General features: G+C 45.1%; 14 protein-coding genes. 8 read left to right on the top strand and 6 right to left on the bottom strand.

All coding sequences use genetic code 11. The features are described 5' to 3' along the window. The first annotated feature begins 8 nt into the window (after positions 1-8). The 3 genes from WC496_04955 to WC496_04945 all read left to right on the top strand — a co-directional run bounded on the left by WC496_04955 (position 9) and on the right by WC496_04945 (position 1749). Positions 9-713, top strand: a complete 705-nt coding sequence (locus tag WC496_04955) for a hypothetical protein (GenBank protein MFA5292368.1) — start codon at positions 9-11, stop codon at positions 711-713. A 151-nt stretch (positions 714-864) separates the two neighbouring features. Beyond that, positions 865-1446, top strand: a complete 582-nt coding sequence (locus WC496_04950; protein ID MFA5292367.1) for a hypothetical protein — start codon at positions 865-867, stop codon at positions 1444-1446. 3 nt (positions 1447-1449) lie between these two features. Then, positions 1450-1749, top strand: a complete 300-nt coding sequence (locus tag WC496_04945) for a transcriptional regulator (protein MFA5292366.1) — start codon at positions 1450-1452, stop codon at positions 1747-1749. Between the two features lie 86 nt (positions 1750-1835). Here WC496_04945 and WC496_04940 read toward each other — a convergent pair whose 3' ends face one another. From WC496_04940 to WC496_04925, 4 genes are read right to left on the bottom strand one after another with little or no spacing between them, the layout of a single operon-like run. Continuing rightward, entirely contained in the window at positions 1836-3734 is a 1899-nt protein-coding gene (locus WC496_04940; protein ID MFA5292365.1) for an ATP-binding protein, read from the bottom strand. Positions 3735-3749: 15 nt separating this feature from the next. Then, entirely contained in the window at positions 3750-4745 is a 996-nt protein-coding gene (locus WC496_04935) for an ABC transporter substrate-binding protein (GenBank protein ID MFA5292364.1), read from the bottom strand. Between the two features lie 14 nt (positions 4746-4759). After that, a complete protein-coding gene (locus WC496_04930; protein ID MFA5292363.1) occupies positions 4760-5767 on the bottom strand; it encodes an ABC transporter substrate-binding protein in 1008 nt (335 codons plus the stop codon). Positions 5768-5784: 17 nt separating this feature from the next. Then, the gene (locus WC496_04925) at positions 5785-6798 is read right to left on the bottom strand and encodes an ABC transporter substrate-binding protein (protein MFA5292362.1); all 1014 of its coding nucleotides are present in this window, start codon (positions 6796-6798) and stop codon (positions 5785-5787) included. Between the two features lie 336 nt (positions 6799-7134). On the opposite strand from WC496_04925, the gene hisA reads away from it, so the two are divergent. The 4 genes from hisA to WC496_04905 all read left to right on the top strand — a co-directional run bounded on the left by hisA (position 7135) and on the right by WC496_04905 (position 11877). Further along, positions 7135-7863 carry a 1-(5-phosphoribosyl)-5-[(5-phosphoribosylamino)methylideneamino]imidazole-4-carboxamide isomerase gene (hisA, locus tag WC496_04920; protein ID MFA5292361.1) on the top strand — a complete coding sequence of 243 codons (729 nt, stop codon included), beginning with the start codon at positions 7135-7137 and terminating at the stop codon, positions 7861-7863. A 200-nt stretch (positions 7864-8063) separates the two neighbouring features. Further along, entirely contained in the window at positions 8064-9533 is a 1470-nt protein-coding gene (guaB, locus tag WC496_04915; GenBank protein MFA5292360.1) for an IMP dehydrogenase, read from the top strand. Positions 9534-9544: 11 nt separating this feature from the next. Beyond that, the gene (gene guaA, locus WC496_04910; protein MFA5292359.1) at positions 9545-11086 is read left to right on the top strand and encodes a glutamine-hydrolyzing GMP synthase; all 1542 of its coding nucleotides are present in this window, start codon (positions 9545-9547) and stop codon (positions 11084-11086) included. A gap of 2 nt (positions 11087-11088) precedes the next feature. Continuing rightward, the gene (locus tag WC496_04905; GenBank protein MFA5292358.1) at positions 11089-11877 is read left to right on the top strand and encodes a phosphatase PAP2 family protein; all 789 of its coding nucleotides are present in this window, start codon (positions 11089-11091) and stop codon (positions 11875-11877) included. A 33-nt stretch (positions 11878-11910) separates the two neighbouring features. Here WC496_04905 and WC496_04900 read toward each other — a convergent pair whose 3' ends face one another. Together WC496_04900 and WC496_04895 are read right to left on the bottom strand one after the other, a co-directional pair. Further along, positions 11911-12468, bottom strand: coding sequence for an SAM-dependent methyltransferase (locus WC496_04900; GenBank protein MFA5292357.1), 558 nt, complete (start codon positions 12466-12468; stop codon positions 11911-11913). A gap of 24 nt (positions 12469-12492) precedes the next feature. Further along, positions 12493-13923, bottom strand: coding sequence for a radical SAM protein (locus WC496_04895; GenBank protein ID MFA5292356.1), 1431 nt, complete (start codon positions 13921-13923; stop codon positions 12493-12495). Between the two features lie 301 nt (positions 13924-14224). Between WC496_04895 and WC496_04890 the strand changes: the two genes are divergently transcribed. Next, positions 14225-15709, top strand: a complete 1485-nt coding sequence (locus WC496_04890; GenBank protein ID MFA5292355.1) for a glycosyltransferase — start codon at positions 14225-14227, stop codon at positions 15707-15709. Positions 15710-15947: the final 238 nt, after the last annotated feature.

Raw genomic sequence — 15947 nt, 5'->3', positions numbered from 1 at the left:
GACGATAAATGGAATTGAAAAGGCCGGATGAAGTCTCTTGGCGGTATCCTTACACCGTTTTCAGAAGTTCTATTTTATACAATTTAATTCCATTCGCAATTTTCGTGTCGATAGCCGGTTTACTGGTTTTTCTTTATTTGAAAAAAGGCTTTCCTGTTGCGATGTTAATCGTCAGTGAAGCTGTAATACTGCTGTTCGGATTAATTTTTCTTGGTCCGCTGAGAAAATCGTTTACTTCCGTAAACTGGCTGATGAGAACAGAGATTGAAAATGTTTTTATAAAAATACGCTCTTATTTAAATTCGCATCTTCCGGCCGAAGACAAACAGATTATAGAATTAGAATACAGCGAGATAAAATGGGTGCGCCAAACAAGGGTTAAAATGATATCGTCAAACCGAAAAGGAGGGCAAACTATTTCATTTCAAAAGTATATCGATATATGTTTTAACGAGGAGATTCCAGAAGAAATTAAAGAGGCTGTAGAAAAAGAAAAAACTGTCGAGGATTCCGCCAAAAATAAAATACGTTCGAAATGGCATGATTATCCCGTCTCAATGAAAGACGGCAATATGCTGCGGATTAGATTTACGGGTATCACTCCATCAGCGGCAAAAGCGGTAGAGTTATTTGGCGAGAGGGGAGTTTTGGTACAGCAGAAGAATTACGAAATTAAAGATACCACGGGAAGCCGGCTGCTGCCTCATTGTTAATTTTTACGAAGGACTCATCAAAAAGAGTCTATTTTTCGCTTAAAAACAAGGTTTTTCCATTTAACATTATTTTTTAAAGATTTATATTGACAAAATGCACTCTGTGATATAGAGTACTCTGTATGAATAATAGATTTTTGAAAGGACAGTTATGGAAACAGTAAATAACGAAAATGCTCAGGAATCATTGGCGGTAATTGAGAATACAATGACCAAGACCCGCAAGGCTGTGGCTGCCGGTTACAGCAGTCCGCTTATGATTCTTTGGGGTCTGCTTTTGATGGCCGCTTATACTGCCGCGTATTTTTATATCAAATATGCGGCCATAATATTCTGGACAATGGCGGCAGTTGGGACAGCAGGAGGTTTTCTGGTCTGGTTCCTGCTTTTGCGCAAGATCCCTTTCAAGGAATCATCTGGGGAAAAGATGAATTTGCGGATAGGTGGACTTTGGTGGTTACTGTTCCTTTATATTTTTATCTGGCTCGGTCTTCTTTCGCCATTCAATGGAATGCAGATGAATGCCTTTATCATCACAGCGATAATGTTTGGATATATAATTCTGGGACTTTGGTTTACCGCGTATTATATGATATGGACAGGATTGTTTGTAACAGCGATGACCCTGACAGGCTTTTATCTTCTTCCTCATTACTATTGCCTGTGGATGGCGTTTATGTGCGGCGGCGTGATTTTCTGTATCGGCTTATATATAAAATTGCGGTGGATATAAAATATGTTTGAACTTGATAATATAATACACCAGTCTGTTCGCCTGCAAATAATGGCAGCGCTAGCCGCCCTTGACCCGGGAGAACAGATGGATTTCGTTTACCTGCGAAACCTGTTAAAGGTAACCGACGGAAACCTCGGCGCTCATTTGAGCAAACTTGAAGAGGCAGGTTACATCAAGATTGAAAAGACCTTCGTTGCTCGTAAGCCTCGCACTTTTGTTATCGCTACAGGGAAAGGCCGCGACGCTTTTAACAATCACGTAACAGCCCTTAAGCAAATAATCAAAGATACAAATAAATGAAAGAATATTTTCTTTTGTTGAGATTTAGCCTTGATAGTTTTTGGGATTTTTCCGCCAATTTGGCAAACTTGTTGTAGATTCTAAAATCAGGCCACTTCGACAGGAACAGCGGATTTTGCGGCCGGTACCGTAAACCAGAAAGTGGAACCTCTGCCGAATTTTGATTCGAGGCCTATTTGTCCGCCGTGACGTTCTACTATTTTTTTGCAGACGGCAAGGCCTATGCCTGTGCCCTCGTACTCATCGCGGGAATGCAGCCGCTTAAACATCGTAAACAGCAGACCCAGGCTTTCAGCTTTTATGCCTATGCCGTTATCGCTAACCTTAATTCGCACCATTTCATCGGGAAGAGTTTCTGCCGTAATTGTGATTTCAGGTATATTGCCTCTGGTCTGGTATTTAATACCGTTGGCTATCAGATTCTGAAGCAACTGGCGCATCTGAACAGAGTCGGCTTTAATGGACGGCAGAGGTTCGGGAACGTTCAGAATAGCGTGCGTTTCCTCTAACAAGACAGAAAGTTCGAATTTCTCAAGTTCATGTATGACTGTGTCAAGCCGGACAGTTTCAAATTCCCTGGTTTTTGTGCTGACACGGGAATAACTGAGCAGACCGTCTATCATCTGCGTCATTCTTGTTGCGCCGTCTATCATAAACTTTAGATTTTCCGAGTCATTATCATCCAGTTTGTCGGCAAGGGACCTTTCTAAAAGCTGGGCAAATGCCGATATCTTGCGCAGCGGTTCTCGCAGGTCATGAGAAGCAACATAAACGAAATTCTTAAGTTCCTGATTAACCTGTTCGAGTTTGTCGGCGGTTTCCTTGAGGGCCTGTTCGGCATGTTTGCGTTCGGCTACTTCTTCCATTAAAGCATCACGTGAGACGGTTGTTCTGTTTAAATCTTCAACCATTTGATTAAGACTTTCAGTCAACTGTCCTATTTCGTTCTGTGATTGGGTTTCTATCTTTATGTTCATCCGGCCCTGACCGATTTTTTCGGCAGCGTCTCTCAAATGTATTATTGGTTTTGTAATTCTTTTTGACAGATAGATGCCGGCCATTATAGCCAGGGCAAAACTAAGAAGTACGGTCCATAATGTCAGTTTAAACGATGCAAGGATGGATCCGTATGCTTCAAGGATTGGCGATTCAACCACGACCGCCCAGTCGGGTGTGCCGAGCGGCACATGGGTGGCGGCGATATAAGTATTCCTGATGCCTTTTGACAGTCTGGCGCTGTTCCTGTCAAAAGAATCCTCGTTCGCTATAAATTCAGCTACTTCTGCAAGATAAAGCAGATTTTCACCTTTTAATACTCGGCTGATGTCGCCGAAAGCTATCAAGTTGCCCTGCCTGTCCACCACATAAGCAAGGCCGTTATCGCCGACTTTCATTGAGGCTACCAGGTCCCACATAAATTTCAGATTTACCTCGGCAATCAATACCATTTTGAAATCGCCGAAGACGTCTATAATCGGAGCAGCCATTATTATCAGCGGTTCGCTCGTTACTTTATCAATATATACCTGGCTGATATATGTTTTTCTCTGAACTGCCTGAGGCAATATTTCATTTTTATTTTTATTTATCTGTTCGGTCAGTTGGCCTGACAGTAAATTGGATAATCTGGACTCTCTGAGCAGCTCCTCTTCTTTTGTGTTGAGCAAGACCAGCTGGCGAAAAGCCGGCTCAAAACCCAGCAGCTTTTCCATAACCAGCTTCTGTTCCGCCTCGGTTGAATTCGTCAGACTTCCAAGTCCTGCGGCCGTTTTCAACAGGTCGGATTTTTTCTGAATAAAAGCCCTTACCGTATTGGCCGCTTCCTGAGCAATTAGTTTTTGCTGGCCGGCGACCATATTGCGCTGGGTCCCGAGGTTAAAATAGATTTGTAAACTGTTGGAGATTAACAGAACCACAGCGCTTAAAGCGAGGAAAGCAATCGCCAGCGTAACAGTCAAACTACGGAATTTTTTTATTTTTTCCATTTCAGGTTTCAATATTTAACGAATTATTTCATCTGCCCTGTTTAATAAACCTTCCGGTATCTTCAGCCCCAGCTCCTGAGCCTTTTTGTAATTAATTCGGAGTTGTGACGGCGGGGTGACGACCATAATCGTACCGGCCTGAGTGCCTTTGAATATTTTGTCGGCAAGAGGAGCAGCCAGTTTGCCGGTTTCAAAATTATCAGGAATATAGCTGAAGACTGCGCCGGTATCAGCTTCAAAGCCGGCACTGCCGCCAACTGGAATTTTGTGTTCGGACGCGAATTTAGCAATCATCTGCCAGCAAACGGGCGATTGTGTAAGAATCTCAGGCATTATAAGGATTGCGTCAATGCCGATATTGCCTGATGCCGCCAGTGCCTGCAAAGAAGAGTCGACTTTTTCTGTACTGTTTACAGGAACTTCCACCAATGTTACGCCTAAAGACGAGACCACGGAATATAATTCCTTAAGTGAATGAGGTATCATGGGATAATTTGGGTCATACATTATCAAAACACGTTTTGCCTGTGGAGCCAATTCGCACAGAATTTCGAGACGTTTTACCGTTAATTCCGGCCCGGGATAGCGACATCCGGTGGTATTTCCACCCGGCTTGAATATGTTCCCTACGAGGTTATTTTCCTCTATGCCGGCACTGGCAAAAAGCACAGGAATATTCGTTCCCTTTACGGCGGCCCTGGCAGCCAGGGCCGGCTCGGTTGGAAACGCGAAAATCAGATCAACTTTATCAGCCACAAATTTCTTAACAGCCAGTTCTACTGCGGCCTGGTCGGCGTTTGTTTTATGCAAATCATATACAATGTTCCTGCCCTCGACATAACCCAATCTGCTCATTTCGTTCCTGAAGCCGTCTGCAATGCCGATGAAAACATCTACACCGGATATAATACCTACCCGATATGTTTTTGGTTCCTGTGTTTTTTTGCCGCAACCGCTCAATGCGAGTATCAGAATGCAAATTCCAATAAAATATTTATTGATAGGTCTCATTTTTTATTCCTTTTTCAACGAATTATCTCATCCGCCCTGTTCAATAAGCCATCAGGCACATCCAGCCCCAGTTTCCGTATCACTTTATAATTAAGTCGTAAGCGTAACTCAGGCGTAACCACAGGGATAGTGCCGGCCGAGGTGCCTTTGAAAATTTTGTCGGCTAAATCTGCCGCCAGTCTGCCCTGTTCAAAATTGCTTGGAACAAAACTAAACATAGCGCCTCCATCGGCTGAAATATCCATTCCGCCGCCAACAGGCAAATTGTATTCGTTGGCAAATTTGACAATTACTGCCAGACCCTCAGGTGAGGCGTTCATAAAATCAGGCATAAGGAACACAGCATCTACGCCAATATGTTTCATTGCTGCCCTTTTTTTCAGGGCGAGTTTATATTCTTCTATGTTTTTGACAAAGTCTTCTACGAATGTTATCCCTAATGGTGCGGCCGCTGCATGCAGTGCTTCCATGGCGAAAGGTGCATTAGGGAAGGTTGGATCGTAGATAAGATAAATCCGTTTTGCATTTGGAACCAGCTCGTGTAAAAACTCCAAACGTTTAGCTGTGGATTCCTTGTTGGGAAATCGCACGCCGGTGATATTTCCGCCCGGCTGGCGAACACTTTCAACAAGGTTATTTCCTTCTATCCCTGCCATAGCGAAGACCACTGGGATAGCCGTTTTACAGGTTGCCGATTTTGCCGCGAATGCCGCCTCGGTAGGAAATGCAAAAATCAGGTCAACTTTATCAGCCACAAATTTTTTTGCAACTTGCTGTTCTTGTGCGGGGTCAACATTTGATTTATGTATATCATAAACAATGTTCTTGCCCTCGATATAGCCTAATTCGGACATTTTTGCCTTGAACCCATCAACTATATTGACAAAGGATTCTGCTCCGGACAAAATACCCACCCGATACACTTTTGGCGGTTTTTTCCCGCAGCCGCTCAAAAGCATACAAAACAAAGCGAAAAAAGCCGTCAGAGATATTATCGATTTTATATTAAATTTTTTAGTCATATTGGTTTTCATCTGTATTAATGGATTATTTCATTAGCCCTTCTTAATAAGCCTTCCGACACATTCAGGCCCAGTTTCTGAGTCGCCTTGTAATTAAACTGGAAAAAGCCTTCGGCCGAAAGAACCGGCAGAGTACCGGCCGGAATCCCTCTGAGAATCTTGTCGGCCAGAACAGCCGACTGCTTGCCTGCGCTGACGATGTCAACATTTATACCGAAAACAGACTCGTAATCTTCCACTGACATTAAGGCGCCGCCGATGGGAATTTTATGTTCATCGGCAAATTTACCGAACACCGCAAAAACATCAGCCGTCACGCCAAGAGGTTCGGAAATTATCAGGATCGCATCTATGCCGATATCCGCCGATTTAGCTCTTGCCTGCAAATCGGCCTGAATCTCTGCCGCATTTGAAGCGGGACATTCCACCAAAGTTACACCTGCGGCCTCGGCCGCGGGATACAATACTTTCAACTGGCTGGCTACAATAGGATAACCTCGCTGATATGGTATCCATATTCTTTTTGCATGGGGCACTAACTCACGCATAATCTCAAATCGTTTTACCGCCAAGTCCGGCCCGGGGTAGCGAACGCCGGTGATATTGCCGCCCGGCAGGCGAACACTCTCAACCAGATTAGTATCCTCTATGTTGGCAAAAGTGAAAAGCACAGGGATGTTTGTTCCCTGCGTAGCCTTCTTGGCAGCCATTGATACTTCGGTGGGAAACGTAAAAATAAGGTCAACTTTATCTTTCACAAATTGTTTAAGGATTTGTTCTTCCTTGGCAGGTTCGAAGTTTGTTCTCTGTATGTCATAAACTATATTTTTCCCCTCGATGTAGCCCAACTCGGTCATTTTGGCTTTGAAACTGTCCGATATAGCGGCGATATAATCCAGACCGCACAGGATACCGATCCTATACACTTTCGGTTCCTGTGTTTTTTTTCCGCAGCCGCTCAGGAGAATACAAAAAGCGACAAGCAGGATTAGTATTAGTGTGTGCCGGACAGTTTTAATTCTACTGTTCATGATTATTACCTTGCCCAAAATCAGACAATATCAGTCTTTATGAATTATCGTCATAAAAATTAAGGTGCGTAATCAGATATTAGTTTGGGCTTGTTTATCGTTTAATTCATACCTGTTTTATGGAAAGTTAAAGATTATCGGTCCCTGGCTTCCTGATTTTCGGGTTTAAATTAACCCTTGAAAGCCCGACGGTATTGCCCTAAAATCCAGTCTGACTAAATTTTAACGGGATGTACCCCGTTAGACCTGTTTGTCTATGATGTAAATATGTTAAAATATACAAAAAACAGGTAAATTTTATAACAGCAGCATAAATTTGATTGGAGGTCTAACGGGGTGTATACGATACCGGCGATTGATTTACTCGGCGGCAGATGCGTAAGACTTGTTCAGGGCGAATATAACCGTTACATAAATTACGAAGATAATCCCGGAAAAAAAGCGATTGATTTCCGAGCCGCAGGCGCCGAATGGCTGCATATCATCGACCTCGATGGTGCCAAAATAGGCAAGTGCGTAAATATAGACGCTATTCGCGACATTGTTCAGCAGGCGAAAGATTTAAAAATTCAGGTCGGAGGCGGCATCCGCGACAGAGACTCCATCACCAAAATACTCGATATGGGCGTAACAAGGGTTATCCTCGGCACAAAGGCCGTAAGCGATTTTGAATGGTTCAGCAACGTTGCGAAAGAATTTTCCGGCAAAATCGTGTTAAGTCTTGATGCGAGAGGCAGTAAAATCGCCACCAACGGCTGGGAAAAAGACAGCTCAGAGGAAGTAATTGGCCTTGCGCAAAAAGCCGCACAGCTTCCGCTGGCAGCGATTATTTATACGGATATTAATAAGGATGGAATGCTCTCCGGCCCGAATATCGAGAGAACAAAACAATTGGCCGAGGCCGTAAATCTTCCAATTATCGCCGCCGGGGGCGTTACTACAATCGAAGATATCCAAAAACTTGCCGAAACAAAGGTGATTTCAGCCGCTATTGTCGGCAGGGCACTCTATGAAGGTACTTTAAACCTTGCAGAAGCGATAAAATTATGCAGTAAAAACGCTTAGAAGACCATCTAAATTTTCTTTGACTGTTTAGATAACACCATTATACTAATCCCGTTAGAGACAAAGCTTTACAGCTTAGTGATTGTCCTGTTGGGAGCAAGGTATTTATGATGCCTGAATTTGCTAATCCTGACCGAAGTATAAGGTCTCTAACGGGACTAATCAACTTAAACAATCCACTGATTTTCACGGAGGCAGCAATGCATAAAGACAAAATTGTTTCAGAGGGGATTACATTCGACGATGTGCTGCTGATACCAGCCAAAAGCGATTTTGTGCCCTCGCAAGCTGATACCTCGACAAGACTTACGAACAATATAAAGATTAATATCCCGATAGTTTCCGCCGCGATGGATACCGTTACAGAATCTGCCCTTGCAATCGCTCTGGCTCAGGAAGGCGGAATCGGCATTATTCACAAAAACCTGACCGTTGAGGCCCAGTGCCGGGAGGTTGTCAAAGTAAAACGCAGCGAAAACGGCGTTGTTCTCGACCCGGTCATATTAAGTCCGAGCCAGACAGTCCAGCAAGCTCGGCAGGTAATGACAGAACAAAACGTCTCCGGCATTCCAATCATCGACGGCAAAAGACTCGTCGGAATACTTACGCACCGCGACCTGAAATTTCTCAGGGACGACAGCGTTAAAATCAGCGAGGTTATGACAAAAGATATTATCAAGGCACCCGCCGATACCACTCTCGAACAGGCCAAGGATATTCTGCAAAAACACAGAGTAGAAAAACTTCTGCTCGTAAACAACAAAGGTGAACTTGCAGGTCTGATTACGATGCGTGATATCGACCGATACCAGAAATATCCCAACGCCGTCAGAGATTCCCGCGGCAGATTAAGAGTCGGAGCCGCTGTCGGCGTAAAAGATTTCGAAAGAATCGAAGCACTGATAAAAGCTGAAGTCGATGTAGTGGTGGTTGATACGGCTCACGGCCATTCACAAAATGTTATCGATACGGTAAAAGAGATAAAGAAAAAACACGACATAGATGTAATCGCCGGCAATGTCGCTACTGCCCAGGCGGCCGAAGACCTGATTAAGGCCGGAGTAAATGCCGTCAAAGTCGGCATCGGACCCGGTGCGATTTGTACGACAAGAGTCGTCAGCGGCGTCGGTGTGCCGCAGATTTCGGCGATTATGGATTGTGCAGAAGTTGCGGAAAAACATGGAATACCAATCATCGCTGATGGCGGGATAAGATTTTCAGGAGATATTTCAAAGGCCATTGCCGCAGGTGCTTCGAGCGTAATGCTCGGCTCACTGCTTGCGGGTCTTGCCGAAAGTCCCGGAATGCTTGTTCTTTACAAAGGCAGACAATTCAAGGAGTATCGCGGAATGGGTTCGCTCGGTGCGATGGTAAAAGGTTCCGCCGACAGATACGGCCAAAAAGGCGTTACGCAAAAGGAAAAACTTGTTCCCGAAGGCGTCGAAGGCAGAGTGCCTTATCGCGGCCTGCTGAGCGATTTTGTTTATCAGCTTGTCGGCGGTTTGCGTGCAGGTATGGGATATTGCGGGACGCCGACCGTTGAGCAGCTTCGCACGAAGGCACAGTTCGTAAGAATCAGCGCTGCCGGCGTAAACGAATCGCATCCGCACGATATTATGATTACGAAAGAAGCGCCTAACTATTCTATGAGAGAAATGATAGAAGACTGATTTAAAATTTTATGAGCGAAACGATAGCCATCATTGATTTTGGGAGCCAGTACGGCCAGCTAATAGCGCGGCGGGTTCGTGAACATAAGGTATATTCGATAATTTATCAGCCCGGCGTTTCAGCCAAAGAGCTTTCGCAGATAAAAAATTTAAAAGGTATAATCCTTTCCGGCGGACCTGCGAGCGTCTATGCCGCCAATGCACCAACCTGTGACGAGAAAATTTTCGACCTCGGCGTTCCAGTCCTCGGCATCTGTTACGGAATGCAGTTGGGCTGTAAAATCCTCGGCGCAAAAATTCATCGCGCAAAAAGCAGAGAATACGGCAGAGCGGTAATATCTATAACCGATTCGAAGGATTTATTCGCCAATGTCGGCGACAGCGCCACTGTCTGGATGAGCCACGGCGACCAGGCCGAAAGTCTTGGTAATGATTTTGAAATTCTGGCGAAAACCAATACCTGTCCTTACGCCGCGGTCAGGAATAAAAATAAAAAATTCTATGGCCTGCAGTTTCATCCGGAAGTAAGTCATACGCCGAAAGGCAATGTGATGATGCAGAATTTCCTGTACGACATCTGCAAATGCTCCGGCGACTGGCAGATGAAGGATTTCGCTCAGCAGACAATCGAAAAAGTCTGTTCACAGGCGAAGACCGGCACGGTAATTTGCGGCCTCAGCGGCGGAGTCGATTCGGCTGTTACAGCGGCGCTGGTGCATAAAGCCATCGGCGACAGGCTCAAATGTATATTCGTTGACAACGGCTTACTGCGGAAAAACGAGCGTCAGCAGGTCGAAAGCACTTTCAGAGACCATTTTCATATCGACCTGCACGTTGTCGACTGGAGCAGACAATTCCTCGACAAACTAAAAGGCGTAACCGACCCGCAGAAAAAAAGAATAATCATCGGTCACGAATTTATCGAGGCGTTTAAATCGGAAGCGAAAAAAATTCCTGACGCCAAATTTCTCGCCCAGGGTACGCTTTATCCCGATGTAATAGAGTCCGGCAATAAAGACGGCAATCTCGCCGCGAATATAAAATTGCATCACAATGTCGGCGGTCTGCCGAAAGAGCTTGGTTTCGAATTAATTGAGCCTTTGCGTGATTTATTCAAGGACGAGGTGAGACTTGTCGGCGAATATCTTGGCCTGCCGGAAGATATGGTCTGGCGGCATCCGTTTCCCGGTCCCGGCCTTGCCGTGCGGATCATCGGCGATATTACCGAAGAAAGACTCAGGGTTTTAAGAGATGCTGATGAAATTCTGATTGATGAGATTAAAGCCGCTGATTTGTACAGAAAATTTTCGCAGACTCTCGCGGTTCTCGTGCCGGTTGCTACAGTCGGCGTTATGGGCGACGAAAGGAGTTATGACAATGTTATCGCGATTCGCTCCGTCGATACGACCGATTTTATGACGGCCGATTTTTCAAGAATACCTTACGATGTGCTTGGCCTTATTGCCAGCCGTATAATAAACGAAGTTCGTGGAATCAACCGTGTTGTTTATGACATAAGTTCGAAACCGCCGGCAACAATTGAATGGGAATAAAAATGAAAGCTGAATTTGTTTTTTTCTTGTTACTTGTTTTTAGTTGTTCTGCTTTTGCGATTGAAGTAAACGATGTAAATGTCCTGACTCCCGCGACAGGTGTTTTTAAGCAGGACGCCAAAGCTTATTTGAAAGTTTCTTTTAATGATGCGGGGAAAACTTATTTTGACAGCGGCAATTTAATTCTTTTGCTTATGGCCGGCGGCGGAAGTATCGCGCTGCACGACAAGGCCGACGATACGATTGCCGGGCATTTCGACAGGCACAGGTCAATCCCGCGGGATTTGGACAACTTCACGGATATTGCCGGCAATCCCGGCACTCATTTCGCCGCCACGGGCATTTGGTACTTAATGGCCGCAAAAAACAAAGACAATGTAAATGTCCAGCGAAGCTGGGTAATGATGAGAGCCCTGGGCGTTACGAACGCTACGACATTACTACTCAAAGGCATAGTCCATAATGACACTCCTAACGGCAAAGCATGGGCCTGGCCCAGCGGCCATACGGCAAGTTCGTTCACAGTTGCCGCGGTGCTCGACGAATTTTACGGTCATAAAATCGGTATTCCCGCTTATCTTGCGGCAGGTTTTGTCGGCTATCGAATGATGGATTCAGGCGACCACTGGGCCAGCGATGTTTTATTCGGCAGTGTTCTCGGTTATGTTGTCGGTCATGCAATCGCAGGTGAAAATAAAGAACTTGAGCTGGCAGGATTCTCGATTAGGCCGCTTGTTACGACTCTGCACGACAGTCCCGCGGCGGGAATCGCTCTGGCAAAAGAATTTTAAAATATTAGAAAGTTGCTTTGTGACTTCGATATTTTATTTGTTGTTAAATTCGCAGCGTTCAGCTTCGCTTCTTGGATTTTTGGAAATATACACAAACGCCGGGGGAATGTTCAGCGGAACGAATTTTACCTTTACATCTTTGAAATACCGTTTCAGTTTCGGCCGCAGGAATGGATTGTATTGAAACTGAATATAGGTTTGGGATTTACTTGTTAAAGCAAAAATCTTTTCCTTTTCTGAGTTATTGAAGTTGGCAAGAGGAAGGCCGGACAAAATACAATCAGGCCGCTCTACATACCGGCTGCAGTTTTGGATATCGTCGTTAACAATTTTCAGCCGGGAATCCTTTATTTTTCTCAGGCGTTCGCAAAAATTCGGATTTATCTCAAGGCAGGTCAGTCGGCTGTTTTTAGGCATATGCCGCAGGATTTCCGTTGTTACAGAGCCTGTTCCCGGCCCGAATTCAACGATATTTATTGCCTGGCCTATATGCTGTGCCATCTTCCTTGCAAGGAACGGGGAACTTTCCGCCACTGCCCCGACCTCTTTTGGATTTTTTAAGAATTCTCTTATAAATTTAATGAATTTCATAGGCGGTATTATATCCAATCGGGTTTACATTGCACGTTTTATTTGCTGCAGGATGTCCCAATATGCTCCGCGATCGCCGTTTTTGATTGCCTCGAACAACTGTGGGTTGTCGTTATAGTTATGGTCTTTTATGTCGGTAGCCGCCTGGGGCGTGGGCGGGAAAAATGTTTTATCGTCGCCGATTAAATCACGGACAAGTTCTGCCGGTCTTTCGCCGAGTAAATGACTTATATAAAAAGTCGGCCAGAAAAAATCGACCTTCCCATCGTATTTTCTTTTTATGTTCGGATTTTCTTCCGGCCTGCCTTGTGAGAGAACTGCTTTTTCCATCTCGGTGCCGGGATAAATTTTAATGCCGAGGGAAGCACCCGCGCAGTCCGGATTGACGGATTTGATAAAGTCGATTGTCTCTTTGGCGGTCTCGACAGTTTCTCCCGGCCCGCCGAGCAGGAGGTCTATCATCACTTTAATATTGTTTTGTTTACAATATTTTACAGCCAGGGCGATATCGCTTTTCAGATGCATCTGCCGATATACCTTCAGCATTTTCGTACTGGCAGAATCTCCCGTAAAGTTTATTCCGACGCAGCCGGCCCTTTGCATAATTTCAGCAAGGGCCTCGCTGAACGGCACTGTCGAAAGATATACGTACCATTTTATTTTTTTATTTAACCCTGTGCGTATGAATTCCTCGCATACCGCAAAGGCGTGTTCCGGCGGAATATTGAACTCGCTGTCGCAGATATGGAGCACGTCTATACCCTTTTCCGCAAGCGTAGCCGCTTCGGAAGCGATTTCTTTCGGATTCCTGACTCTTGCGGTTCTTCCTTTTGCAAGAGGGTCTGCGCAATAAAGACAATTCCTGTTGCAGCCGCGTTTTGTTTCGATGCCGATTTGTCCGCCAAGTTTAAAATAAGTTGCGTTGTCGATTACGTCCCGTTTTGTTTTTATCGAAACCTGCGCCGGCCATGCGGGTGGATTAACGATGAGTTTTTTGCCGCTGCGCCATAATAAACCCGGCACCCGGTCGAATTTTTTGTCGCCTGTTATCTGCTGGTAAAGAAAGGCCGTCGCGTATTCGCCATCGCCGCGGATGCCGAAATCGGCGCCGCAATATTGCAGAATTCTTTCGGCCAGTATCGAAAACCCCACGCCCCCGATAACTATCGAAGCATCAGTAACGGCTTTTATTTTTTCTATACGGTTTTTCAACTCCGGCAGAAAAGTTTTTGCGCTCGGCCAGAAGCAATCGTCAATATTGCGAAAGGAAAGTCCCACAAGCGAAGGACTTTTATCTCCGAAGAATTTTTCGATGCCGGCCTGTTTGTCCTGATGGAGACACAAATCAAGAATTTCCATTTCAATGCCAAAAAATTTTGCCGCGGAGGCTACATAATCGAGCCCTATAGGAGCTATCGGCGGTGTCATCATATTGGTATTTATAAGTGCCAGCATAGTCCTATATTATACCGTATTAACAGAGATATGATACTTCATTTTAACCCTGAAAATATGGTTTTTCCCCTTTTTTGAGCTTAAAATGGGCATAATTGCACAATGAATTTCATCTTGTATGTCTATAAATATTGGATGCTTATGAGCCGGATTTGCTTTGACAAAGCATACATATTTATGATACAATGTTACTTTCGTATATATATGATAAACAGCAGAAAGAACATCAATTCAATCTGCCAAGGAGCATATACTACAATTCATTTCATGACCGGCCGGCTGGCTGGAGGAAGTTTTTTTTATGTTTGATATTAAGAAGATTTTGCAGGGTTACGGTACAGTTACAGATCCGATGGGCAGGCTTGCCATTTATTCGCCGCGGTTTGGCGGAGCGTATCGCAGCAGTTTAACTCTGCCGACGATAACTGATTTTCCGGCGAAGATGTGTATACTGCTGATAACGGCGATGATTTTATACAGCGGCTTTCAGACCATCGCGGATTTCAGGGCTATGCTCGATGAACTGCGTTCGAGCCGGACCGGCTGGGTGTTTTTCTATGCCTTTCGTGCGCTTGTCGTATCAAATGTCATAGTGTTCCTCTGGCGCGTTCTGCTCGTGTTGGGCTATAGACCTGTGCGCAGCTGTTCTGATGAGCAACTGCCAAAATGCACGATAATCATACCGGCCTACAACGAAGGCAGGCACGTATTGAAAACACTGCGAAGCGTTTTGAAAAGCAATTATCCATTCGATAAGCTTCAAATTATAGCTGTCAATGACGGTAGCGCAGACGATACTCTCGTCTGGATGGAAAAGGCCTGCAACGAATCTGACGGCAGGATTGAAATGATAAACTTTAAAAAGAACCGCGGCAAACGCGCAGCGTTATACGAAGGCATCACCCGCAGCAGCGGAGAAATTATCGTAACAATAGACAGCGATTCGCTTGTCGACCGCCAGACTATTCGCAGACTGGTCAGTCCGTTTGCCGATTCTCAGGTTGGAGCTGTCGCCGGCAGTGTTCGTGTACTGAACCGCAAAGATGGAATCATACCGAGAATGCTCGAGGTGTCTTTTGCTTATAGTTTTGATTTCATTCGGGCAAGCCAGAGCATGGTTAATACTGTTTTCTGCACGCCGGGAGCATTAAGTGCTTATCGGAAGAAGGCTATAATAAAGGACCTTAAACAGTGGCTTCATCAGACATTTTTCGGTCAGCCGGCCACTATCGGCGAAGACAGGGCCATAACAAATATTGTTCTGCGAAACGGTTACGATGTAAAATTTCAGTCGGACGCGATAGTTTATACTATGGTACCTACCGAATATAGTCAATTGACCAAGATGTTCCTTCGCTGGGCCAGAAGCAATGTGCGTGAAACATGGGTAATGGTTAAATATATATTTAAAAAATTCCGCACCGGCTCAACGAGCGGAGCCAGGGTTAACTTCGTAATATCTTTTATTAATCCGCTTTTGTCGCGGATACTGGTTTTCTCGGTTGCAGGCTGGATGCTCGTACATCCGCAGATTTATCTGTCGCAGCTTTTATTCGGCGGCGCGATTGCCGCGACGGCTCCGGCGATTTTTTATGTGCTGCGACGCAAAAGCTCGGAAGCGATTTGGGCCTATGCTTACGGCCTGTTCTGGCTGGCGGGATTGTGGTGGATAAGTATCTGGGCGGTTTTGACAATGCGTAACGGAAAATGGCTGACCCGTGATTTGCCGAACAGCAGGCCGACTTTCAGTAGATTGCTGCAGATGTTCCGCCTCCGCGCTGCGTAATTAGAAAATATTTAGCCCCCGCCGCCATATCCATCAGTAGTTTTAACGAAGGCGGATTGAGGCGGGGTTTTTCCTTGTATCTTTATTTCCTTACTTCTTTACTTCCATATTCCTGCGTAATCAGCGTAATCCTATGAACCGGAGCCAATCAAGGCAATTTTTTGTTTTTCTTCATATTTTATTTTTTCCATCATTATTTACTTTCAAGCATTCCCGTCCGCAGCCCCCTTCGCAGGAA

The sequence above is a fragment of the Phycisphaerae bacterium genome (assembly GCA_041652575.1).
Taxonomy (GTDB): Bacteria; Planctomycetota; Phycisphaerae; order Sedimentisphaerales; family UBA12454; genus UBA12454.
The sequence above is the reverse complement of the archived record's forward strand: the minus strand, read 5'-3'. Positions and strand labels throughout refer to the sequence as shown.

What these genes read in the sequence shown, in the direction of transcription:
- guaA (MFA5292359.1), top strand. Translation starts at nt 9,545, where the DNA reads ATGAGCGAAACGATAGCCATCATTGATTTTGGGAGCCAGTACGGCCAG.
- WC496_04890 (MFA5292355.1), top strand. Translation starts at nt 14,225, where the DNA reads ATGTTTGATATTAAGAAGATTTTGCAGGGTTACGGTACAGTTACAGAT.
- WC496_04940 (MFA5292365.1), bottom strand. Translation starts at nt 3,734, where the DNA reads ATGGAAAAAATAAAAAAATTCCGTAGTTTGACTGTTACGCTGGCGATT.
- WC496_04945 (MFA5292366.1), top strand. Translation starts at nt 1,450, where the DNA reads ATGTTTGAACTTGATAATATAATACACCAGTCTGTTCGCCTGCAAATA.
- guaB (MFA5292360.1), top strand. Translation starts at nt 8,064, where the DNA reads ATGCATAAAGACAAAATTGTTTCAGAGGGGATTACATTCGACGATGTG.
- WC496_04925 (MFA5292362.1), bottom strand. Translation starts at nt 6,798, where the DNA reads ATGAACAGTAGAATTAAAACTGTCCGGCACACACTAATACTAATCCTG.
- WC496_04955 (MFA5292368.1), top strand. Translation starts at nt 9, where the DNA reads ATGGAATTGAAAAGGCCGGATGAAGTCTCTTGGCGGTATCCTTACACC.
- WC496_04935 (MFA5292364.1), bottom strand. Translation starts at nt 4,745, where the DNA reads ATGAGACCTATCAATAAATATTTTATTGGAATTTGCATTCTGATACTC.
- WC496_04905 (MFA5292358.1), top strand. Translation starts at nt 11,089, where the DNA reads ATGAAAGCTGAATTTGTTTTTTTCTTGTTACTTGTTTTTAGTTGTTCT.
- WC496_04895 (MFA5292356.1), bottom strand. Translation starts at nt 13,923, where the DNA reads ATGCTGGCACTTATAAATACCAATATGATGACACCGCCGATAGCTCCT.
- WC496_04930 (MFA5292363.1), bottom strand. Translation starts at nt 5,767, where the DNA reads ATGACTAAAAAATTTAATATAAAATCGATAATATCTCTGACGGCTTTT.
- WC496_04950 (MFA5292367.1), top strand. Translation starts at nt 865, where the DNA reads ATGGAAACAGTAAATAACGAAAATGCTCAGGAATCATTGGCGGTAATT.
- WC496_04900 (MFA5292357.1), bottom strand. Translation starts at nt 12,468, where the DNA reads ATGAAATTCATTAAATTTATAAGAGAATTCTTAAAAAATCCAAAAGAG.